Genomic DNA, 23,442 nt, shown 5'->3' on the forward strand with positions numbered 1-23,442 from the left:
AGTATTCGCTTTCTAATATTATTTTGTATATCCGTAAAGTTTAAGTTCACCTGATAAGTATTCTCCTAAATATATTTCCTTAATTTGGTTATATCCTTGCAGATTAATTTGTTGTTCAAGCCAATTTTCATCTTTATCAATTAATTCGAGAACATCAAAATTAGCTTGTCCATCAACAATAATTGGATATTTAATATTTTCACCACCAAATTCAATCAATGTCAATTGACCATTTTGTTCTAAAATAGCTCTTTTAACATTATGTATCTCATAGATACCATTAGAACGTAATTTAAACATTAATTCATTAGCAGAGATTCCATTTCTGAGACATTCATTTACTCTCACTTTTCCATCTTGAATCAGAGTCAATGGTTTACCATCAACGATTAATTTTACATAGCGATTGTGCTCCTTTGCAAATTTTAAAATTAATACTAACAGTGTCCATATGATTAGAACCAAGACAAATTGTAAAACCGTAATAGAATCATTATAGATGACTCCACCAATAATTCCCCCTAAAACATAATTTTGAACTTGATCCATTGCTGATGAGGGGGCAAGATTACCTTTCCCCATTAAATTTATTTGAATAATTAAACAAATAATACCTAAAGCAAATTTTAGTATTATTGGGCTGTATAATTGCATTTTAACTCCTAATTTTTTATTTTTCGGGATTAATCAAGTAACTTTTAGTAAGGGTGTATGACTGTTGATCAGCACTAAGGTTAACTTTATAATAATCACCTTTTATCTTTACAATCACACCATCAGCTAATTGCGTGGAATTAACAAAAATATTATTTTTATTCGTTCTTTCGTTTTTAGCGACTCTTTCAATAAATCCAACCATCTGTGAAGATTGAGTATGCTTAGACTGATTAATTTGATAATTTGAATATTGTATACCAATCTCTAAAATAATAAATAATAATAAAATAATACTAAGATCTCTATATTTCGTTTTAATTCTATGCTTAATATATATAGCAAATACAATAACAAGAACTACAAGACTCCCAAAAATAAAGATATATCGAAGATAATCACTAAGTCCAGCTTGCGATTTTAAAAATTCAATATCATAAAATTTCATATTTTTCACCCCTTAATAACTATTATATTAAAAAAATGATTAATAAATCATTTTATAATTATTCAAACCTCATTTAATTTTATAAATAAACCTTCTAAGATGAAATATTATCTTTATAATAGTTGTTCTACTTCCACCGGAGTAAGTTCAAGAACTGCTCGCAAAAATGGATACTTTTCTTTCATCATTTCAAATTCTGGACCATTTGAAATAAGTTTTGCTTTAGCACTCACCCTAAAGCCAATCCCTTGATAGCCATTTTTACCTTCGACTTCTCTAACCCCAAGCATCAGATAAATTGTATCATTCACTTTAATATCTTCTTCTAAATAATGCATCCCTGCTGCTGGTGCCAATATTCGTTCATCACTGGTAAGCTGTAAATAAGAAATCCATGTTCCTGTAACATGAGGACTTTTCTCTGCTCCCCATGAAGTGAGGGAAACTGAACCTTCATATTTTAATGTTTCTTTAAATTTTTTTGTTAGCATTTTTTTCTCTTTCTATAATTCACTCATAATATTTATTATTTTTTACATTTTGAGTTATCTTTATTACGTATTTTTAAGAAGATACTTTGATTATAACAAACCTAGAGTTAATTGAAAAGTAATTCTCTTGATAATCCCGATGCTGTCACCCTTTCAGTTTCTTATATTTTTGGGCCAAATAAAAACTTATAGTATAATGTGAATATGGAATATAACTTCATTTTACCCGAAAATTTTATAGAACAGCCTGTCTCTGATTTACTCGAAAAAACTTGGTTCATTCCTCGTAAACAAAGACACTTTCTAAGAATGAAAAAACATTGCTTAGTCAATAACAAGCTTATTAACGAAAATCAGCTCGTCCATGCTGGAGATAAAATCACTCTTATTTTTGATAATGAGGATTTCTCTAATTTATCTCTAAAATTCGGTTCAGCAAATTTAGCTGACATCCTTTATGAAGACGAACATTTGATTGTTGTTAATAAACCTGAAGGAATGAAGACCCACGGAAATACGGCTGATGAATTAGCTTTACAAAATCATGTTGCAGCGGCAATCAATCAGGAAGTTTTTGTTGTCCATCGCCTGGACCAAGCAACATCTGGTGCTGTTTTATTTGCAAAAAATCAATTTGTTCTCCCTATTCTTGGTAAAATGTTTGAAGAAAATAAAATTCATCGTGAATACTTGGCACTAGTCAAAGGTCATTTCCCAGAAAATCAATTTACCATTGATCGGGCCATTGGTCAGAATCGCCATGATAAAAATAAACGAATCCTTTCCGCAAAGGGTCAAAAAGCAGTGACTCATGTTGAGATTATCAAAAAATTTACTGACAAAACTCTTGTTAAATGTACCTTAGATACTGGAAGAACTCATCAAATACGCGTCCATTTATCTTCTCTGGGGCACCCTATTATCGGTGATGCTTTGTATGGCCCAAAAACACAGGAAAGAATGATGCTTCATGCTGATAAAATTATTATTCCCCATCCATTTGAAAATAAAATTTTAGAAATTCCAGCAATTAGTACTAGCTTCCTTGACATTTTAAATAAAACAAAATAAAAAGAAGTGATTTTTACCACTTCTTTTTATTTATTTCTTAGGCTCGAATCAATCGTTTTAAACTTGAAGTTACCAAGAAAAGGACGATGAAAATTAAAGTAATTGCAGCAGATGCTGGAGCATCCATATAGTAAGAGGCAATCAAGCCAGCATTTAAACCAATAAAACTTACAATAACCGAGATAAACAACACAGCTTTAAAAGATTTGCCTAGACGCATCGCAATTGAAGCAGGTAAAACCATAATTGCCGAAACAAGTAAAGCCCCCGCTGCAGGAATCATCAAGGCAATAGCAACCCCCGTGACAATATTAAATGCAATCGAAATCCATCGAACAGGAAGTCCATCAACAAAAGCTGTATCTTCATCAAAAGTCATCACGTAAAGCGGACGTAAAAAGAGAATAAATCCAAGTAAAACGACAGCTGCTAAAACAAAAAGCATAATCACTTGCGATAAGGAAATTGTGATAATTGAGCCAAATAAATATTGCTCCAAACTAACACTTGTTGCTCCTTTTGAGGAATTCAAAATCAAAAGGGCAATGGCAAGTCCTGCTGACATCAAAATGGCCGTCGCAATTTCCATATAGTTATGATAAATTGTTCTTAAATACTCTAGAAAAACAGCCGCAATTACAACTGTAATTAAAGTTGTAATCGTTGGATTCCAACTTAAGAGAACCCCAAAAGCGACACCGGCTAATGAAACATGTGATAATGTATCTGACATTAAACTCTGTCTACGTAGTACAAGAAATACACCAAGCAAGGGAGAAAATATTGAAATAGCGGTTGCTGCTAAAAGAGCGTTTCGCATAAAATCATACTGAAATAATTCAAACATCAGTTTCCTCCTTTAATTCTTGTTGCTTTTCTTGAGCTACTCTATCGCGGTCTGTATGCAAATCAAAGCAAGCAAATTTCCCATTTTTATCTTTCAATAAATGGATATTTCGGTCAGCATAATCTTTCACTTCTTCCGGATCATGAGTGACCATTAAAACAGATTTTCCATGTTTATGAGCCGCATGGTGCATCAATTCATAAAAGTCACTACTTGATACATCATCCATTCCTGTTGTTGGCTCATCAAGAATAAATAAGTCAGGATCACTAGCAAACATTCTTGCAATAGCAATTCTTTGCTTTTGCCCTCCAGAGAGTTCACCAATACGCTTATTTCTGTAGTCCCACATTCCTACTGAGTCAAGGGCTGCCTTAACGTGTTCTGAGTCGTGAGCTGTCATTTTTTTAAACCAACCTTGTCTCGGATAGCGTCCGCTCATAACAAATTCATGAACCGAACTTGGAAAACCAGCATTAAAACTTGCAACTTGCTGAGGAAGATAAGCAATTCTTAATTTTTCTCCTCGGTTATTTTTGGGAGAAATTTTTATTTTACCTTTTTTAGGTTTTAAAATTCCCAAAGTTGTTTTTATAAGAGTTGATTTGGCAGCACCATTCTCACCTGTTAAGGTGACAAATTCACCGGAATCAACATGATAGCTGATATTTTCTAAAACTGGCTCTCTATCATAATAGAAAGTCAAGTTTTCAACATTGATATATCTCATTTTTTCTCTTTATATCTCTAATAGTAATTCTTATTTCGATGTTTTTCTTACTAATCTATTTTTATTTCAAAAACACGAAACTCCCGTTCATGAGAACGAGAGTTTCAAGGAGTTTTATGAAAAGATTTTTTGGAAGAAATTCATTATAAATCCTTCATCTTAATTTTTCCTTAAACTCACTTGATAGTTTTCTTTAAAGCAGTCAAATTATCTTGCATCAGTGTGAGATAATTGTCACCATTTTTTTTCTGCTCGTCAGATAATCCTTCAACAGTATTGATACCAATAAGGTTCGCCCCTACTGATTTTGCTAAAGTCTCAGCAATTTTACTGTTAGCATTTCCTTCAAAATAAACATTTTTTAGTCCTGCTTTTTCCATTTCAACTTTTAAATTAGCTAGCGTTGATGCTGAAGGTTCTACTTCTGGATCCAATCCAGCAATCGCAATTTCTTTCAAACCATAATCACGACTTAGATAAGCAAAAGCTTCATGTTGTGTAATAAATGTTTTTTGTTTAGCATCTTTCAAAGTATCAAATTCACTGTCTAGCTTTTTCAATTTAGCGACATAACTCGCTGCATTTTTTTCAAAAGTTGCTTTATCATCTGGGAATTTTTTCCCAAGCTCAGAGGCAATGGTATTAACTTCAATAATTGCTTGCTTTGGACTAATCCAAGTATGAGGGTCACCAGATATCTTATCAACATCCTTGCTGGCTTCGATTTTAATCCCTTTATTATTTACTTTTTTGGCCCATTTTTCAAGGTCATTAGAATTGTAAACAATAGCTTCAGCATTTGTCATTGTCGCAACTTGCTTTGCACTTGGTTCAAATTCATGAACTTCCTGATTAGCAGGGACAATATTTTCGACATCGACTTTGTCACCAACAATTGCCTTCGTAAACTCATACATTGGCTCAAAAGTCGTGACAACTTCTGGCTTACTGGCTGATTTTTGACAACCTGCCAAGAGTAAAACTGCTGGAATAGCAAGTAACATCAATATCTTTTTCATTGAAATTCCTCCGTAAGTGCTGATAAGAATTTACTTATCACTTCTTGTTCTTCGTCAGTAAATTTGTTCCCTAATTCCTGGTAAGTACTCAGAGTTTTCTCGTGATGAGTAGCATGCTCCTTAGCAACCGGAACCGCTTTTTCTGTCAAGCTCCAAAGGACCACGCGTTCGTCATTTGTGGCTCGACCTGATTTAATTAGTTCTTGCTCTTGTAATTTCTTTAGAGCTTTAGTTACTGCTGCTGGAGAAATCTTTAGTTTTTCGGCAATTTTAGCATTTGTCGATATTTGTTCTGCCAAAAGCATTAAAATATGTTCTTGTGTGCTCGTTAGTTTCACATCACTTTCACACTTACCAAGTAATATTTCATGCTTATTTTCTGCAAATTGCATGATTGTCCCAAGAAACTGGTCGATTTGATTTGCTATACTCATCGTATTTCGTCCTCCATAATTAGTTTACTGGTTAATTATATAGTAAAGAAAAAATAATGTCAACCAGTTAACGTTATTTTTTTATTTTTTTATTTTTTTATTTGAAAGTTTGTGCCATCTTTTAGATGGATACTAAATTGATAGGTATTTTCATCACTTGAATGGTCAGTAATTTTTGAACTAGCTGACGAGTCTGTCAGTAAATTGTAGGACAAATCCCCTGAATCAAAATGAATTTGACCTTGAGATTTTAAATCAGTCTTTAAAGCTACTGACACCATTAATTCAGCTGTTAACTGCTCCTTTTCACTTCTTAATTGTCGAGCATCATCTATTTGCCTTTCCAAATAGAACTGAAGAAACATTGAAAACATCAATAATAAGACTAGCGTATATAGAAGTATTCCTCCTCTTACGTATCTTCTGGAAATTGATAAATAAATGTTCTTTCACCTCCTTGATTAAAATCAATTCTTATGGTTATTAAATTTTTAGTAGCTTGAATCTTAGCCGCTTTTATATCATAAAGCATTGGCTGATAACCCTGACCTTTGTCATCAGTCTTCCGGAAATCATCACTCATAAAACCAAACCTTAGTTTTTTATCTTTAGTTACATACAGAAAATTCTGTTCTACCCTATCTAATTTTGTTCCTGAGAGTTCAAAACGCATTGGCTGACAGAAAATTTGCCAATCTTTTATGCTATCACTTTGACTAATCGCCACTTGTTCTTTCAACATCTTTGTTAAACCTGAGATGACAAGGACTGAACCAGAAATTGCAAGAAGTGCCACCAAACACTCCAACAAGGTAAATGCTTTAACTTTGAAGTTCAAGTCGCATAATTTCCTTTCCATGATTACTAATAATCAGTAAATTTTGGTTTTCTTTTATCTTTATATCAGAACCGTTGATTGATAATTCTGTTAAGTGACTTTCAATCGCCATTTGTGCCACGTTTAAAGCTTCAATCTTTTGATTTTCTTCCGTATCTTTTTGTCTTACTTGCACAAGAGAACTTACGATAAAGCTGACTAGAAAAGCGAGTAGAGCTATACTAATTAAACTTTCCAAAAGCAAATATGCCTTAACTGATTTTCTTTTTAAATTTTCCACTGCCTATCTCCAATTGATAAGTGATGAACTTTTTTTCGTAAGGTAAAGAAATTGTGAGTTTTTGTAAGCTAGAATTCTCTCCCTTATCATCAAATTTAACTGTAAAATCTTTAACTGCTACCTCCTTTGGAATTGTGATACTTCTATCTTCACAGATTAATTCTTGATTTTTAGCAACTAAACTTTCAGATTTTTGAAGCAGTGCAGCCTCTTCTTGACTCCTTTTATAGAAATTTTCAAATTGAAGAACAAACAATTCTCCCTTAAAAAGATGGACTGTTTGTATTATTTCTGAAGAAAAAAGAGTTGTGATAAAAGAAATAATCAACAAAACTAGAAGAGACTCTAGTAAAGTAAATGCTCTAGTCATTAAAATTTCGTTCTTCATTTTTGTTCTGATCATAGTAATTATCGTAAGCAGAAATTTGTTTTTGAGTAATCATCCCAGCGTTGAGCAATTCTGACAGACTCGGCTTCTCATCATCATGATCTAATTCATAAAGTTGAGCTTGACTTTCTACTACTTTTACAACTGCCGCTTCTCCAGTTTTTTGAACTTGTGATTTTTCTTTAATTAAATTTGGAACAAATAGTAATATCAAAATACTAATAATAGCTAGTACAATTAACATCTCTATCAAAGTAAAAGCTTTTAGCTCTTTCTGACGGCATTTTTTTTCACAAATTTTAACGAATAAAAATATCTTTTATATTTTTTTTTAAATAAACTTCTTTGTTCTTTCCATTTTTTCATCCTTTCTATATTCCAGAACCCATATTTGAATAGATGGGGAGTAACATGGCTGCATATAGCAAAATAATCATCAATGCTACGAAAATAAAAACAAGAGGTTGGATTAATTGCATTAAACGATCTATCTTTGTAAAAAAATGTTCCCAACATTCATCCGCATAAAGCGAAAGCTCTAAGCCTAATTTATCTTTAATAGCTCCATATTCAATCATTAATGAGAGCTCGGGTAAAAAAAGCGCAAGTTTACTGACAGCTTGTTCAAAAGACCGACCAGCATTCAATTCTAAATCAAGATTCTTGCCAACTTCTGAAAAAATTCGACTTTTTTGTTTTTTCATCAAGTTAATAATTTGACGTAATTCAACACCTTGAGCAATTAGATTTCCCCATTCTCTTGCAAAGTAAGCTGTTAAATATAAACGGATAAAAGAATGAACCAGAGGTAATTTAACAAGAAATGTAAAATTCATTATTGCTGATTTTCGTTTAAAAAGAGTTACTGACAAAGCTGTCAGTAAAAATATAAAAGCTCCAAACGAAAAAAATACTAAGGGTAAATGATTAATCAATAGAGTAGCAAAGTTACTGCCACTATTGAGTTGTGGTAGTAAATAATTTTTTAAGCCCCACATAATTCCAACCAGAAAAATTAATAACAATATTGGATAAGTAGCAACTTCCACTAATTTATTTTTAACTTCAAGCTGTTTTTTTAGATGAAGTTCAACTAATTGCATCGTCCCTGACAAGTTACCATGCACTTCTACCAAAGCAAGTTGTGTCACCACATTTTTAGAAAATGAAAGACTTTCTAAAAGCTCTGATAAAGCTTGACCAGAAGCGAGACCTTCTTTCATTTTTAATGTAAATTCTTTTTCCACAAGTTTTGATAAAGATAAGAAATTTATCACTTCTCCTAAATTAAATCCACTATTCAAAAGATTTCCCATCAGTTGGATAAGTTTGGCTTGTTTAATCAGTCTTAATTTTTTCCCTTTTGGCTTCAGTAGGTGTGAGATATCCATTTGTAAGTAGCTGATCAATTTTTTTATTCCAATTTTCTGATGACCAAGACTCAAATTCGTTTTTGGCAATGTCTAATACTCCTTTCCCAGCTATTAAACGCTGATAAACAACACTTGATAAAGCATTTTTTATTTCCCAATGACTTAAACCCAGCTCTGATAATCTCTGAATGACACCTCTAACAGAAGAGGCATGAACGGTTGAAAACACTGTATAACCTGTCAAACTAGCCCGTAAAACTGCTTGAGCGGTCAATTTATCACGAATTTCACCAACGATTAACAAATCTGGGCGATGCCTCAGTGATAATTTAATTAATTCATCATAACTATTACCAATGACTTCGTTGACTTGTAACTGAATAAAATCGGAATCAATCAACTCAACGGGTTCTTCAATAGTGATAACTTGTAAATCTGTAAAATGACGACGAGCTAAATCAAACATTAAAGATGTTTTTCCCGAGCCTACTGGACCGGCAAAGAGATGCAATCCTCTTTTACAATCATAATTCTCTAGCTCTTCATCAAACCAAAAATCAAGTTCTTTGTTTTGATCATGCAAGAGACGTATTACTAAAGATTCATTACCCTCGAAATCCCCCACTGTCGAAAGACGCAAACGTTTTGCATTACTTTCCTCTATTTCATACCAACAAGCTCCCAATTGAACTCGTCTGCGTTCTCCTGTATTCATCCCAGCTAGAAACTTAAAGTGAGTAAGTAGTGCTAAGCCAACTTCTAACCCAATTTCTTCTACCAGATCACGTGCTGTCATTTGTCGAAAATAAAGTTTATACTTTTCTTTTGAAGCAATCAGATAAATATCTGATGCATCTCTATCAATTGCTCTTTGAATTAATTCTTTTGCCATTTTTGGTATCATACTAGACTATACGCAAATAATCAGTTAATGTAACAAAAAAGCCGAAAATTTTTCGACATTTTGTTATTTCTAAAAATAAAAATACTCTCATCATTTAAGATAAGAGTATTTTATAAAAATCAAAAGAAATCATCAAATAGACTTAATTGATTATCATCAGGCATTCCTTCAAGAACACCCATATTGGTCATGTTTTCAATAATCGTTTGTGAAACACCACCACGCTTACGAAGTTCCATTTTACTTAAAAATTCGCCTTCAGCACGCGCTGCAACGATTTGTTTTGCTACGTTTTCACCCAATCCGTCCATTGTTACAAATGGCGGAATTAAAGTATCACCATCAATAACAAACTCAGTAGCCTCCGAGCGATAAAGGTCAATTTTACCAAAAGTGAAACCACGCTCTAACATTTCATTACAAAGCTCTAAAGTCGTATAGAGGTTAGTTTCAACATTTGTTGCATCAAAACCTTTATCTTTAATTTCTTTCATTTTGGCTTTGACTGCTTCAAGACCTGCTCCCATTACCCCAATATCAAAGGCAGTTGCTCTAATAGAGAACCATGCACAATAATACAATATTGGATGATGAACTTTGAAATAAGCTACCCGTAAAGCCATCATAATATAGGCTGCCGCATGGGCTTTAGGGAACATGTATTTAATCTTTGAACAAGACTCAATGTACCATTCAGGAACATCATGTTCTCGCATAGCTTCTACATATTTTTCACGTTCTTCGGCGGGAATTTTATTCCACATTCCCTTACGCACCCGTTCCATAATTGTAAAAGCAAGACCGTTTTCTAGCCCCTTATGAATAAGATAAACCATGATATCATCCCGACAGCCAATAACGCTTGATAAGTCGGCAATCCCTGAACGAATTAAATCTTGAGCATTTCCTGACCAAACGTCCGTTCCGTGTGAAAGTCCAGAAATTTGGAGTAAATCTGCGAAGTTTTTAGGTTTGGCTTCGGCAATCATGTTCATTGAGGTGAAAGTTCCCATTTCAGGGATTCCTAAAGTTCCTAATTTTACCCCTAACTGTTCTTCGGTCAAGCCCAAAGATTCTGTCCCAGTGAAAAGCTTCATCACTCCGGGGTCATCCATTGGAATATCTTGAGGAACAATACCAGAGAGACTTTGTAATTTTCGAATCATCGTGGGGTCATCATGTCCAAGGATGTCAAGTTTTAAGATATTGTCATGAATCGCATGGAAATCAAAGTGAGTCGTTTGCCATTCGGCATTAACATCATCGGCCGGAAATTGTACAGGAGAAAAATCATAAACATCCATATAATTTGGAATAACGATAATCCCACCAGGGTGCTGTCCTGTTGTTCGTTTAACACCAGTTGATCCAGCAGCTAAGCGGTCAATTTCTGCATTTCCATAAAATTGATCATAATCACGTTCATAACCTTTGACAAAACCAAAGGCTGTTTTTTCAGCAACCGTACCAATTGTTCCTGCTCGAAAGGCATAATCTTCACCAAAGATATCTCGAACGTCCAAGTGAGCAAGAGGTTGATCATCCCCAGAGAAGTTCAAATCGATATCGGGAACTTTGTCTCCCTTGAAACCTAAGAAAGTTTCAAAAGGAATATCATGCCCATCTTTGATGAGTTTATGATCACATTTAGGGCAATTTTTATCTGGCATGTCATAACCAGAACCGAAAGATCCATCATCATAGCATTCAAAATATTGACATTCTGGGCAACGATAATGTGGAGCCAAAGGATTTACTTCGGTAATCCCAATCATTGTCGCAACAAGTGATGAACCAACAGAACCCCGTGAACCAACGATATAGCCTCGGTCATTAGAACGTTTTACAAGTTCTTGTGAAATAATATAAACAACTGAGAAACCATTTCCTAAAATCGATCGAAGTTCTTTTTCAAGTCGTGCGTCAATAATATCTGGCAATGGATTACCATACCACTCATGTGCTTTTTCATAAGTTAAGCGAACAATTCGTTCTTCGGAGGTTTCTCCTCCATCAAAAACCATCTTAGGTGTATATAAATCATCCCGAACTGGAGTCAATACATCAAATTCATCCGCCATCTTTTGCGTATTGTCAATGACAATTTCACGCGCGGTCTTCTCATCAAGAAAACTAAAGGCTTCAAGCATTTCATCAGTTGTTCTAAAGTGAGCTTCGGGTAACGGAAGAGGTTTGGCATGTTCCCCATGTCCTTGAGTCCAGTTAATTTCAGCTCCAAGACCAAGTGAGCGAACAATAATTTCTCGATAAATAGCATCTTCTGGGTTCAAATAATGTAAATTACCTGTGGCCAGAACTGGCTTGCCTAAAGTCTTACCAATTTTTATCAAATCTTTAAGCGTTTGTTCCAATTCTTTTTCTGATTTGAAAGAACCACCAACAACAAGTGAACGATAAAGAGCTGGTGGAAATACTTCGATAAAATCATAAAACTTGGCGATTTCAAGCGTTTCTTCAAATGTTTTATTGATTGCTGCATCAAAAACTTCACCAATTTCGCAGGCCGAACCGACCAACAAACCTTCACGGTTGGCTTCTAAAACAGAACGTGGAACCCGAGGAAGACCAGCATAATATTTAACATTCCCAAAACTAACAATTTTAAAGAGATTTTTTAAACCTTCTTGTGTCTTGGCATATAAAGTCACGTGTTTTGGACGAACTTTTTTATAAGAATCTTCACTGACCAATTTGTCATTAAGTTCTAAAAGACTTGTCCATCCTGTATTTCTAGTACGTAATTCTTCCAAAAATACAAAGAGCAAACGTCCGGTTGCTTCCGCATCAAAGTTGGCCATATGGTGATGTTCAAGTCCAATTTGGAATTTCTTAGTCAATTGACCCAAACCAAAACGTTTCATTTCTGGGTAGAGATTACGGGCAAATTCAAGCGTATCAACCACTGGTTGCGTGATAATCGGCAAACCATTTCGTGAATAGTTCATATTCATGAAGCCCACGTCAAATGTTGCATTGTGGGCAACAAGAATTGTTCCTTCACAAAACTTTTGGAATTTTGTTAGAACTTCATATAATGGTTTGGCATTTTTGACATGGTCATCTGTAATTCCGGTTAATTCTGTTGTAAATTCGCTCAAACGATATCCTGGATTGATAAATTCATCAAATTCATCAATTGGATTCCCTTTGTGCATTTTTGTTGCCGCAATCTGAATCAAATCATTATGAACTGCCGAAAGTCCTGTTGTTTCCACGTCGAATACAACATAAGTTGATTCATACATATCAACGTCAGTTTCATTGTAAACAATCGGAATTTTATCTTCAACAAGATTGGCTTCGACGCCATAGATAATCTTGACGCCATTCTTCTTTCCAGCCGAGTGAGCCTCAGGGAAAGATTGCAAACCACCATGGTCAGTAATTGCAATAGCTTTATGTCCCCATTTAGCAGCTTGAGCAACCAAACTAGAAGCAGAAGGAATGGCGTCCATTTGACTCATATTAGTATGCGCGTGAAATTCAACACGTTTTTCATCTGATTTGTCTTCGCGAACATTTTGTGTCGGAATTTCAATCAAATCGGTCAATTGTAGGACTAAATCATTTTTGAAATTGTCTCGTTGAACATTCCCGCGGACTCGACACCATAGTCCCGCTTTAATTTGTTTGGCTAGCTGAATTTCTTCTTCGCCACGTAGCCATTTCTGAACGTAAAAACTTGAAGTGTAATCAGTCATCTCAAATTCAAGAAGGTAACTAATATTTCCTGTTTTACGTGATTTAATTTCACGAAGTTCGCCTTTAAAGACATATCCTTCAAAAACAACCGGTCCGTTAGTCGAAAATTCACTGACAGAACGCATCGGAGTGACGGGTTCATTATTTTTGATTTCGCGACCTAATTGAATTTTATCTGATTTTACAGCTTTGATTTGAAGAGCAACACGGTCAATGGTTGGTTTAGGTTTAATTTCCACAACCGCATTAGCGGTCATCACCAAATCATCTTTGTATTTGTCATGTTCAATATTTCCTTGTACACGCAACCAAAGAGCATCAGATAAGCTGTCAGTAAAATTATCTTCCCCATCAGTACGGTCAGCTATAATTTTTTCATTCATAGCTTTGACAGTATTGACAATTTGGTCAAATTGGGCAATTTCTTCATCCTTACGACCCCATTTTGAAATCATAAAAGTTGAAGTTTCATCAGCCATTTTTAATTCTAAAATATGGTTGACTTTGCCTGATTCTTTTCCCGTAAACTCACGGTGTGCGGCTTCAAAAACAAGTCCCTCAAAAATAACGCCAAAACCTTCTCCAGCAATAAAAGACATGCTGGTAATTGGACTTTGTCCGCTGATTTTTCGGCCAAAGAAAATGCCGTCAGAAAGTGCTGTTTCCACAAATTCTGGTTTTGCTTCTCTGGTATTTTTGCTTTCCCGTTCTTCTGAACGTTGTTTTTTGATTTCAGAAATTTGGGCTTGTTCTGCAGTTTGAGCCGCCAAGCGAGCCGCAACTTTTTCAGCGTGAGCAGCTGCTTGCGTTTCTGTCAGCTCCTGGTCAACTAGAGGGGTTATTCTTAATTCTCCAAAACCGAAAGACTTAAATTTTTCCTCTAGAATTGGAAAATATTTTTCCACAAAAAAATCCATTTGCGGATTATCTTCCACCATTAAGTGAATTTTTTCTTCTTCCTTTTCAAGATGATATTTCTTAAAAATACTTGAAAAAGCAGAATCGCATAATTCTGGAAGTGTAAGTGCATATTGATAATAATCATTCAGATTTTGCTCATCAATATTTTGATTTCGACTGCTGACAGAAATTTCTGTACGAGCAATTGTCGAAAAAGCAGTTTCCGTCAGTTCTGTCAGTAATTTATATGTATCAATTGGTAAAATCTCATCAAAAATTAACTGAAAGTGCCAGAGCTTACTTGCCGTGTGCACTTCAACATTTTCAATATCAGCATGCTCAAATTGGCTAGAACGACGCAAATTTGGTGGCATTTTGATTTGTTCCATCAATTTTTCAAACAGATTTTCCATGTTTTTTTGACCCTTTATCTTATTTTTTCTATCCTTAGCAAATAGAATTTCATTTCTCATTATAGCATAAAAAAATGTTGCTTTTCATACTTTTTAAGAATAAAATAACTGACAAAACTGTCAGTTATTTTATTTTAAAATTAATAGTTACTGACAGAGCTGTCAGTAAAACTATTTACCAGTTGAGCGATTTTCTTCATCCATTTCCCAAAAATAGAGTGCTTCTTCTACTGTCTGTGCTTCGCCACGTTTCATATAGCGAATCATATGACTGACAGCTTCTATTGTTTTAAATTGTGTGGGAATTCGTCGAAAATGATTTAATTCTGTCTGAATTTTTTCTTCATCTTCTTTAAGTTTGTTCAAATCAGCATTTAAAGATTTCATTTTTAGAGAACTTTCACCCTCTAAAGCTAATTTTTCTTTAAATTTTTTGGAATCATATCTGAACAAAAGACAAAAAATGAATAAATAGACAACTGAAATCACCAACAAAAGAACTAATGACAACTTTAAAAATATTCCTACTCCTAAAATAATAAGAAGAACTGCTAATTTTAAAATCAATGATAGAGTTTGATGAGTATGAACTTTTTGCTTATCAGAGTGTTCAGCAAAAGATTCAATGCTTTGTTGAACTTTCTGCAAATCCTCAAGCAAGTGAAGCACTTTTTGACAATAAACTATCTCTTTATTAGTCGTTTCCACACAATCTACCTTTCATTCTCCCTTACTAGTCGAGCTAATATGCGATTGAGACCCCGAGGGTCTTTATAGCCATGTTCAAAATAAAAGTCTGTGAACTCAATATCCTCAATTTTTAATTCTTGTTGAATCGCAAGTGAGAAAATATTGACGTACTCTGCCATATCGCTCGTTTTTCCAATACATTGTAAACCAAGAATTTGATGAGTGCGTCTTTCATAAATCATCCAAATATTACTTGGTGAATGTCCGTCTAAGTGTTCATTTAGTAAATGAACCGCATCTGCATCATAACCAGCATCAACTGCCTGTCTTATTGTAATCCCAGTCATAGCCATCACTAAATTATTCATTGGAACATGATAAGTTCCCTGACTACTATTAATTTTTTGGCGAGGAGCAAGTAAATTAATCGCCGCAATTTCACCATCGCGAACAGCATCCGAAGCATGTGGCAGATAATAGCTTTTTTCCAACAAATTAACATAAGTCGTTGAAACATCTCCGACAGCAAAAACATCTGGACAAGTGGTTTGCATGTATTCATCAACAATAACCGCTCCGCTATCTCCTAACTCAACTTGTTGATTCAGAAGATAAGAATTAGGCCGAAAACCAATCGTAAAGATTACTCCATCAACAGGAATTTTCTGACCATTTGCTGTTTGAATGATTGTATTTTCTTCGTCAAACCCAATTTCTGTCACTTCTGTATTTAATAGAAGACGCATTCCCTCTGCATTCATCCAACTTTCCAATAAATGACTTGCTGGTTCATCAAGATAATCGTTTAAAAGATTTTTATTGCGATGAATGAGTGTTGTCTGAATTCCTCTTTCTTGGGCAATCCGAGCAACTTCAACTCCGGTCATTCCACCACCAATTACTGCAATATTTTTGGCTGTTTTCAGAAATTCATCTGTTTTTATTGCATCATCCATACTTTTTAAAAAGTAAAGTTTGCTTTTTTTATCAAAAGGAACAGAGGTCATTGCCGGATAAGAACCCGTAGCAAAAATCAATTTATCATAGAGAGCGAGTTTCGTCTTTTTGGAATTGACTCTCCGATAAAATAGCCGTTTATTTTTGGTATCAATCTCTTCAACCACCGTTTCCATTTGCATGTTTAAACCAGCAGCTTTTAGTTCTTCTACCGATGAATAACTAGATTGATTAAGGACAGATTTTTGACCCGCCAGATAAGAAATAATTCCTTGAGAAACAAAAGAAACCTGATTACGCTTATCATAAAGCGTAATTTCGGCTTCTGGGTATTCTTCAAGCGCACGTAATCCGGCACAAATTCCGGCGTGGGAGCTTCCAACAATAACAATTTTCATAGTAAATCTCTTTTATTATTTACTTAAAATTTCAATGGTATTGACAAGTTCATCTTTATTAATTTCAACAACTTCACCTGTCGCACGAATTTTAACTTCAACAACACCCTCAGCAGCTTTTTTACCGATTGTCACACGAACTGGCAAACCAATCAAATCGCTGTCAGCAAATTTAACACCTGCACGTTCATTACGGTCATCTACTAAGACCTGATAACCTTTGCCACGCAATTTTTCTTCAAGTTCAGAAGTCAATTCCATTGCTGCTTCATCTTTAACATTAACTGGAACAAGATGAATATCAAATGGTGCTAATTCTTTAGGGAAATTAATTGACCAGCTAAATTTAAATTCTTCTCTTGGCGTTTTTTCAACATAGATACGAGCAAATTGTTCCAAAATAGCTGAAAGCAAACGACTTACACCGATTCCGTAACAACCCATGAGCATTGGAATTGAACGACCATTCGCATCAAGAATATTGGCATTCATCGCTTCTGTATAGCGAGTTCCTAATTTAAAGATATGTCCAATTTCGATACCACGCGCAAATTTCAAAGTTCCACGGCCATCTGGTGAAATTTCACCTTCATTAACTGTACGTAAATCAACAAACTCTTCAACTTCATAATCACGGCCAAAGTTAGCATTTTTATAATGGAAACCATCAACGTTAGCTCCAACCACAGCATTTTTAATTTGTTCAACTTTGCGGTCAGCAATAATCTTGACATTTTCAAGCCCGATTGGTCCAAGTGAACCAAAATGAGCTCCAAATTTTTCTTCAACTTCTGCTTCACTGGCAGCTTCAATAAATGATGCTCCAAGATAATTGGTCAATTTGACTTCGTTGAGTTGGTCATTACCATTTAACAAAATAACCACTAATTCATCATCTGCGTGATAAACCAATGTTTTAACTGTTTGTTCTTCATCAATTTCAAGGAATTTTGAAACTTCATCAATTGTTTTAGCACCTGGTGTCGCTACTTTTTCAAGTTCAAGTTCTTCAGTATAAGCTACATTTGGTTCAAATTGACTGCTGGCCATTTCAATATTTGCCGCATAATCACCACCTTCAGCGTAGACAATTGTATCTTCACCAGCAATCAACCATTTGCCAAGTTCTTCTTTGATTTCTGAAAGGACAGATTCTGGAATTTCTTCGATTGATGTAATATTCTTACTCAAAACGAGCCATTTTTCAAGATTGATTCTATCATCTGTAATAGCAATAAATTCTTGACTATCTTTACCACCCATTGCTCCAGCATCGGCAATAATTGGTTTAAAGTTTAAGCCAGCACGTTCAAAGATTTTTTCGTAGGCTTTTTTGTAATCATTATAAGTCTCGTCCAATGAATCTTGGTCAGCATGGTAGCTATAACCATCTTTCATCAAGAACTCACGACCGCGCAATAGTCCATAACGTGGACGTTTTTCATCACGGAATTTTGGAGCAATTTGGTAAACATTAAGTGGTAATTTTTTATAAGAAGTAATTTCATCACGGACAAGAGAAGTCATTGTTTCTTCATGTGTTGGTCCTAAAATAAAATCAGAATTATCACGGTTTTTTAATTTATATAAATCCTCACCATATGTGTCATAACGGCCAGATTCACGCCAAAGGTCAGCTGTCAAAAGACTTGGGGCAAGAAGTTCTACTGCACCAATTTCGTCAAACTCTTCACGCATGATATTTTTCAACTTTTCAAGTACGCGGTTTGCTAATGGCAAGTAAGCATAAATTCCTGCTGAAACTTGACGAACATATCCTGCGCGCATAAGTAAGGCATGGCTGATAACCTGGGCATCAGAAGGCATTTCCCGAAGGGTTGGTATAAGCATTTTTGATTGTTTCATAATTTTAAAATTTCCTTTATGAGTTTGGTTCAGCTTCTTTCCTTTTGAAATAGAAGACGAATAGATATATTAATTTACAAAGGCTCGGAGAATATCATTCCATGTTACTGCTACAAAGAGCACAAGCATGAAGACAACTCCTACCATTGTGATGATTGATTCCTTTTCTTGTGAGAGTGCTTTGCCACGAATTGCTTCAATAATATTTAGGACAATTTTTCCACCATCAAGTACTGGAATAGGAAAAAGATTGACAATCCCTAAATTAATTGAAAGCATAGCTAAAAGATTAATAATCGTCGGCAAACCTGCTCTCGCGGCTTGGCCACTGAGTTGATAAATAGCAACTGGACCACCAAGTTTATCAAGACTCGGTCGTGCAATCAAACTTCCTAAAGCTTTAAAGATTGCTGTAGCTGATTGGCCTGCTTGAACAAAGCCACCTGTAATCTTATCAAAGAAACCTGTTTTCATTGATTGCATAATGCCAACACGGTAACTTCCGTCCATTTTTTTAGGTGTAACTGATAAGGTTTCCGATTTGCCTGAACGGCTAACTTCAAGTTTTAATTCTTTTCCTTTAGAACCTGAAATTTCAGTAACAACATTGTTCCAATCTGCCGTTTTAGTTCCATTGACTGCTTCAATTTTATCACCAGCTTTTAAGCCTGCATTGTAAGCGGGTGTTCCTTTGTCAACTTGGCCAATAGCATTAGTAGTTGAAGGAACGCCTCCTTGAACAAAGGTTAGAACGATAAAAGCGATTATTCCTAAAATAAAGTTATTCAAAGGACCACCGAAGTTTGTCAACATTTTATGAAAGACACCGGCTGATTGATATTGAACATCGAGTGGTGCAATCCGAACTTCTGTTCCATCTTCTTCAATGATTGTTGCATCATGATCAACAGAATAACGTTTGATTTCCCCAAAAACTTCTCCTTCAATGAAAAGTTCTTTTTCAAAATCATATTCAGTAATCAACATTGGAATTGCTTCTTCTAATTCAACATGTTCTGACAGATTAATTCTTCTGACGATATTACTGACAGAATTTTCAGCTTCTGGATTTACTACTTCAGATTTACTGACAACAAGACTTGCAGCTTGTCCTTTTTTGATTTCAGTCTTGTCATCACCCCAACCAGCTAAACGAACATAGCCACCGAGTGGAAGAATTCTTATCGTGTAAAGTGTCCCATCTTTTGCTTGGTGAGCAAAAATTTTCGGGCCCATTCCAACGGCATATTCACGCACTAAAATTCCTGAACGTTTTGCCCACCAAAGATGGCCATATTCATGGATAGCGACAATAATACCAAAGATAATAATAAAAGTAATCAGTGTTTCTATCAATCGACTTCCTCCTTAAAATTAGAATAGTCCAAGTAGATGCATAATTGGGAAAACAAAAATTAAATTGTCAAAGCGGTCAAGAATTCCACCATGACCTGGTAAAATTTTACCTGAATCTTTTACGACAAAATGACGTTTAATACTTGATTCCACAAGGTCACCAATCTGACCAACCACTGAAAAGATAATTGTAAAGATAACAAGTTTCACAAAGCCAATTTGCGGCAATTCCTTAGTAAATAAGAAATACATGACTAAGGCAACAACAACGGCTGAAACAATTCCTCCAACTGAACCGACCACTGTTTTATTTGGTGAAACAGATGGCAAAAGTTTTTGTGGAAAGCGGTCTTTAAGCGAGCGGCCAAAAGCATAGGCCCCGATATCTGTCGCCCAAACGATAAATAGAGCTAAAAAGACAATATAAACACTTGTTTGACGTGCTGTCAGTAAATTTTGAAAACCAATCCCTACATAGAAAGCCGAAAGAAAAGGAAAACCAACATCAACAAAAGAATATTTCCCATTTGAAAGGACCATTCCTGTTAACATCATGAATAAAAAGAGTGTAAAGAGCATCACTCCCCCGTCAGCATTTAGACCTAACCAATGTTTACCGACTGGCAAAGCAAGTGACAAAGCAGCTAAAGTCGCTAAAATTCCTTCAAATGAAAAAACTTGTAATTTATACATTCTAAATAGCTCTTGCATTGCAATAATAACAAGCAGAGCGACTAAAATTTGAAAGTAAGCTCCTCCAAGAAGCAAGAGGGCTAAAAATATTCCTCCCGCAACCACTCCTGTGATAATTCGTTGCATCATTATTTGACTCCTCCATATCTGCGGTCACGCTTTTGAAAAGCAGAAATAGCCTTGTCCAATTCTTTATCATCGAAATCTGGCCAAGCAGTTTGCGCAAAATATAATTCACTATAAGCTGACTGCCAAGTCAAGAAATTAGACATTCTTTGTTCACCAGATGTTCTGATAATCAAGTCTGGATCCCGAAGATTTTCAGGCAAAACAGCAGTTTGTAGATGTTTTGACAACTCTTCTTCTGTCAGTAAACTTAAATCCTGACCACTTTTAGCAAGCTCTTGAATGGCTAAAATAATATCACGACGGCCACCATAATTCATTGCAAAATTCAAAATCATTCCGTCATTTTCAGAAGTTTCTTGAGCCGCACGGTCAATTGAATCTAACGTTGCTTTTGGCAAACCTTCGCGTTCACCAATCATCCGAATCTGAATATTTTCTTCTTTTAAAACTGGAACATATTTACTATAAAAATCGATAGGTAAACTCATGATGAATTTCACTTCATCAACTGGTCTTGTCCAATTTTCTGTGGAAAAAGCATAAACGGTCATCACTTTTATGCCACGTCTCGCACCATGAACAGCAACATCTTTTAGCGAATCCATTCCTGCTTTGTGTCCAAAGATTCGTGGTTTCCCTTTCTGCTTAGCCCATCGTCCATTACCATCCATGATAATTCCGATATGCTCTGGAAGTAATTCTTCTTGCTCTTTATTTTTTAAGTTATTAAACATAGTACCTCACATGAGAATTTTATGCAAAAATATTTATCATAAATTCACCATTATGCTCTTTGGTTATTAAAGTTTTTTTACACCAAAGACTCTAAGAAAGAAATTCTCTTCTTCTTATTTTTTTCTTTATCAATTTATTCAAAAACTTTCTCTACTGTTTTTTTCAAAAAAGACAGTATTACTTTTCTATTTTACCATATTTTAATATAGATTTGTATCTCAAATTTTATTGGTCAGTAATCATAAGTTATTCTATTTGCTAAAATCAACTGACAGATAAATCTGTCAGTAAAATATTTTATAAAAAATTCCTGTCAGTAACTGACAGGAAAATAAATGAAATCTATTTTCTCATTAAATGTAGAAAAGAGATTAGTTTTCTTCAATTGGGCTTTCCACTTTTGTTTCGGCCGGTGTTTCTTCAACAACAGTTGTTTCTGGTGTTACACCACTTTTTACAGTTTTTACGGCTGCACGGTCGAAAGTCAAAATCACACCTTCACAATCAAGTTCAATTGTTCCTTTTGCTGAATCAATGCTTGAAAGAATTCCGTGCAATCCACCAATTGTTACGATTTCTGAACCTGGTTGCATTGCATCCAATTGTTCTTGGCGTTTAGATTGTTGTTTCTTTTGTTGACGGTTCATGAAGAACATCATCCCACCCATAACGACAACGATAAAAATAAGAGATAAGCCTGACATTTCTGTCTCCTTTATAAGTTTTATTCAAATTTAAGTTCATTTTCGAACATTCTTCTTATTCTATCATAGTTTGAAAACTCTGTCAAATCAAGCTTTAGAGATGTTTACTTGCTTCTCGAATTGAAAGTTTCGCCATTTTATTTTCATGTTCTTCAATAAATTTTATGACCCAAGCAGAATTTGTTTTTGCCAAATCTCGCAAAGCCCAACCTATTGCTTTCGTAATAAAAAATTCATCAGCAAAAGAACTTCCTAAAAGATTTTTTTCAATATTATATGAAAGTAATTCTAAATCTGTTTGATTTTTAAAGCTTAATTGACAGTCAATTGCAATTCGTCGAACCCAACAATTTTCGGCTTGAGCCCATTCTTTTACGAGAGTCTTGACCTGTTCATAAGCAGTTGAGTCATTTTCGGTCGCTTGTTTACGACCTGTCAGTAAAAGATGACCAACTAATTCATCTAAAGCATCAACCGTATCCCACCATGATTTACTGACAGTCAATTTTTTTATCTTTTCCATGTCATCAAAAATAAGCCATTTCTTCATTTGATGAAGATAATCTAAAGCCAGATATTGAAATTCACGCTCAGGCAAATTCCAAAATTCAAAAACAAGCTCCCAATCAATTTGCTTATCTCCCTTCTTTTCCTTTAGAAAATCTTTTGCCAAAAGACGTCTTTCTGGCGTTTTTAAACCAATAAATTCAAACTGGTGACGCAAATATGCTGCTTGTTTTTCAGCATTTTCTTCATTCTTATATTGGCGAAACTCTTCTATAATATTAATCATTTCATTCCTTTCAAATTTTTACTTATGATAAGCCGAACCTCGATTAATCATTTGTGCCCGATAAATTTGTTCTACTAAAACCAGACGCATCAGTTGATGAGGAAGTGTCATTCGCCCAAAAGAAATTTGCAAATCACTTCGTTGATAGACTTCCTTTGAAAGTCCTAAAGAACCTCCAATTACAAAAACAAGATTTCCTGTTCCGTAAACTTCAGCTTTCTTCACAAAATCAGCCACTTCCTCTGATGACATTAATTTTCCTTGAATGGCTAAAATAGCTAACTGATCTCCTGCTTGAATCCGTGATAAAATTTTCTCACCTTCACGTTTTTTCAATGCCTCTGCTTCTTTTTCGGAAGCATTATCTGGAATTTTTTCATCTGCTAGCTCAATAATTTCAAGTGGCAGCATCCTTCCCATTCGTTTAACATATTCAGCAATTCCATCTTTTAAATACTTTTCTTTAAGTTTTCCAACAACTACTAATTTAATCTTCATTTTTATTTTTCTCTCTAAATTAAAACTTTATTACTTAAAAATTAACAACTTTTCCCCAGTTTTTTGATTACTTTTACACTTTCAAGAATAAAAACATTTATAAATTCTTA

General features: G+C 34.7%; 25 protein-coding genes. 1 reads left to right on the plus strand and 24 read right to left on the minus strand.

Annotation, left to right across the window (positions count from 1 at the left end; translation table 11 throughout):
* Positions 1-18: 18 nt before the first annotated feature.
* From PYW37_RS11925 to PYW37_RS11935, 3 genes are all read right to left on the minus strand, one after another.
* On the minus strand, positions 19-654 hold the full coding sequence (locus tag PYW37_RS11925; RefSeq protein WP_012898614.1) for a DUF421 domain-containing protein: 636 nt from the start codon (positions 652-654) through the stop codon (positions 19-21).
* 16 nt (positions 655-670) lie between these two features.
* On the minus strand, positions 671-1,102 hold the full coding sequence (locus PYW37_RS11930) for a DUF3290 domain-containing protein (RefSeq protein ID WP_010906308.1): 432 nt from the start codon (positions 1,100-1,102) through the stop codon (positions 671-673).
* Between the two features lie 113 nt (positions 1,103-1,215).
* Positions 1,216-1,593, minus strand: coding sequence for a pyridoxamine 5'-phosphate oxidase family protein (locus PYW37_RS11935; protein ID WP_003129983.1), 378 nt, complete (start codon positions 1,591-1,593; stop codon positions 1,216-1,218).
* A 204-nt stretch (positions 1,594-1,797) separates the two neighbouring features.
* Here PYW37_RS11935 and PYW37_RS11940 point away from each other — a divergent pair, with 204 nt between their 5' ends.
* Complete coding sequence (locus tag PYW37_RS11940) at positions 1,798-2,664, plus strand: RluA family pseudouridine synthase (protein ID WP_025017140.1); 867 nt, start codon at positions 1,798-1,800, stop codon at positions 2,662-2,664.
* A 37-nt stretch (positions 2,665-2,701) separates the two neighbouring features.
* Here PYW37_RS11940 and PYW37_RS11945 read toward each other — a convergent pair whose 3' ends face one another.
* The 21 genes from PYW37_RS11945 to rlmH all read right to left on the minus strand — a co-directional run bounded on the left by PYW37_RS11945 (position 2,702) and on the right by rlmH (position 23,332).
* Positions 2,702-3,511, minus strand: coding sequence for a metal ABC transporter permease (locus PYW37_RS11945; RefSeq protein WP_014570791.1), 810 nt, complete (start codon positions 3,509-3,511; stop codon positions 2,702-2,704).
* Positions 3,504-4,241, minus strand: a complete 738-nt coding sequence (locus tag PYW37_RS11950; RefSeq protein WP_012898617.1) for a metal ABC transporter ATP-binding protein — start codon at positions 4,239-4,241, stop codon at positions 3,504-3,506. The genes PYW37_RS11945 and PYW37_RS11950 overlap by 8 nt, the downstream gene beginning before the upstream one ends.
* Before the next feature lie 176 nt (positions 4,242-4,417).
* Positions 4,418-5,260 carry a metal ABC transporter substrate-binding protein gene (locus tag PYW37_RS11955; protein ID WP_015427160.1) on the minus strand — a complete coding sequence of 281 codons (843 nt, stop codon included), beginning with the start codon at positions 5,258-5,260 and terminating at the stop codon, positions 4,418-4,420.
* Positions 5,257-5,694: a zinc-dependent MarR family transcriptional regulator gene (locus PYW37_RS11960; RefSeq protein WP_003129992.1), complete on the minus strand. Its 438-nt coding sequence runs from the start codon at positions 5,692-5,694 to the stop codon at positions 5,257-5,259. The genes PYW37_RS11955 and PYW37_RS11960 overlap by 4 nt, the downstream gene beginning before the upstream one ends.
* Positions 5,695-5,783: 89 nt before the next feature.
* Positions 5,784-6,068 (minus strand): competence type IV pilus minor pilin ComGG, encoded by a 285-nt coding sequence (gene comGG, locus PYW37_RS11965; protein WP_025017139.1) that lies wholly within the window; start codon positions 6,066-6,068, stop codon positions 5,784-5,786.
* A 38-nt stretch (positions 6,069-6,106) separates the two neighbouring features.
* Positions 6,107-6,553 (minus strand): competence type IV pilus minor pilin ComGF, encoded by a 447-nt coding sequence (gene comGF / locus PYW37_RS11970; protein ID WP_032943612.1) that lies wholly within the window; start codon positions 6,551-6,553, stop codon positions 6,107-6,109.
* Positions 6,516-6,812, minus strand: a complete 297-nt coding sequence (gene comGE / locus PYW37_RS11975) for a competence type IV pilus minor pilin ComGE (RefSeq protein ID WP_010906316.1) — start codon at positions 6,810-6,812, stop codon at positions 6,516-6,518. The genes comGF and comGE overlap by 38 nt, the downstream gene beginning before the upstream one ends.
* Complete coding sequence (comGD, locus tag PYW37_RS11980; RefSeq protein WP_025017137.1) at positions 6,784-7,200, minus strand: competence type IV pilus minor pilin ComGD; 417 nt, start codon at positions 7,198-7,200, stop codon at positions 6,784-6,786. The genes comGE and comGD overlap by 29 nt, the downstream gene beginning before the upstream one ends.
* Entirely contained in the window at positions 7,175-7,498 is a 324-nt protein-coding gene (gene comGC / locus PYW37_RS11985) for a competence type IV pilus major pilin ComGC (RefSeq protein ID WP_032943614.1), read from the minus strand. The genes comGD and comGC overlap by 26 nt, the downstream gene beginning before the upstream one ends.
* A 73-nt stretch (positions 7,499-7,571) precedes the next feature.
* Entirely contained in the window at positions 7,572-8,645 is a 1,074-nt protein-coding gene (gene comGB, locus PYW37_RS11990; RefSeq protein ID WP_074453836.1) for a competence type IV pilus assembly protein ComGB, read from the minus strand.
* On the minus strand, positions 8,539-9,477 hold the full coding sequence (gene comGA, locus PYW37_RS11995; RefSeq protein ID WP_031561106.1) for a competence type IV pilus ATPase ComGA: 939 nt from the start codon (positions 9,475-9,477) through the stop codon (positions 8,539-8,541). Before comGA ends, comGB begins: the two co-directional genes overlap by 107 nt.
* A 119-nt stretch (positions 9,478-9,596) precedes the next feature.
* Entirely contained in the window at positions 9,597-14,513 is a 4,917-nt protein-coding gene (locus PYW37_RS12000) for a PolC-type DNA polymerase III (protein WP_025017136.1), read from the minus strand.
* Between the two features lie 171 nt (positions 14,514-14,684).
* On the minus strand, positions 14,685-15,221 hold the full coding sequence (locus tag PYW37_RS12005) for a hypothetical protein (RefSeq protein ID WP_023189020.1): 537 nt from the start codon (positions 15,219-15,221) through the stop codon (positions 14,685-14,687).
* 5 nt (positions 15,222-15,226) lie between these two features.
* Positions 15,227-16,558, minus strand: coding sequence for an NAD(P)/FAD-dependent oxidoreductase (locus PYW37_RS12010; RefSeq protein WP_044009598.1), 1,332 nt, complete (start codon positions 16,556-16,558; stop codon positions 15,227-15,229).
* A gap of 15 nt (positions 16,559-16,573) precedes the next feature.
* Positions 16,574-18,424, minus strand: coding sequence for a proline--tRNA ligase (locus PYW37_RS12015; protein WP_003130592.1), 1,851 nt, complete (start codon positions 18,422-18,424; stop codon positions 16,574-16,576).
* A 69-nt stretch (positions 18,425-18,493) separates the two neighbouring features.
* Complete coding sequence (gene rseP / locus PYW37_RS12020; RefSeq protein ID WP_044009597.1) at positions 18,494-19,780, minus strand: RIP metalloprotease RseP; 1,287 nt, start codon at positions 19,778-19,780, stop codon at positions 18,494-18,496.
* A gap of 18 nt (positions 19,781-19,798) precedes the next feature.
* Positions 19,799-20,602, minus strand: coding sequence for a phosphatidate cytidylyltransferase (locus PYW37_RS12025; RefSeq protein ID WP_023189023.1), 804 nt, complete (start codon positions 20,600-20,602; stop codon positions 19,799-19,801).
* Positions 20,602-21,336, minus strand: a complete 735-nt coding sequence (gene uppS / locus PYW37_RS12030; RefSeq protein WP_003130589.1) for an undecaprenyl pyrophosphate synthase — start codon at positions 21,334-21,336, stop codon at positions 20,602-20,604. The genes PYW37_RS12025 and uppS overlap by 1 nt, the downstream gene beginning before the upstream one ends.
* A gap of 372 nt (positions 21,337-21,708) precedes the next feature.
* Positions 21,709-22,041 carry a preprotein translocase subunit YajC gene (gene yajC / locus PYW37_RS12035; RefSeq protein ID WP_003130588.1) on the minus strand — a complete coding sequence of 111 codons (333 nt, stop codon included), beginning with the start codon at positions 22,039-22,041 and terminating at the stop codon, positions 21,709-21,711.
* Between the two features lie 94 nt (positions 22,042-22,135).
* A complete protein-coding gene (locus tag PYW37_RS12040) occupies positions 22,136-22,834 on the minus strand; it encodes a DNA alkylation repair protein (protein WP_023189024.1) in 699 nt (232 codons plus the stop codon).
* An 18-nt stretch (positions 22,835-22,852) separates the two neighbouring features.
* Complete coding sequence (gene rlmH / locus PYW37_RS12045) at positions 22,853-23,332, minus strand: 23S rRNA (pseudouridine(1915)-N(3))-methyltransferase RlmH (protein WP_025017135.1); 480 nt, start codon at positions 23,330-23,332, stop codon at positions 22,853-22,855.
* Positions 23,333-23,442: the final 110 nt, after the last annotated feature.

The organism is Lactococcus lactis (assembly GCF_029023865.1).
Taxonomy (GTDB): Bacteria; Bacillota; Bacilli; order Lactobacillales; family Streptococcaceae; genus Lactococcus; species Lactococcus lactis.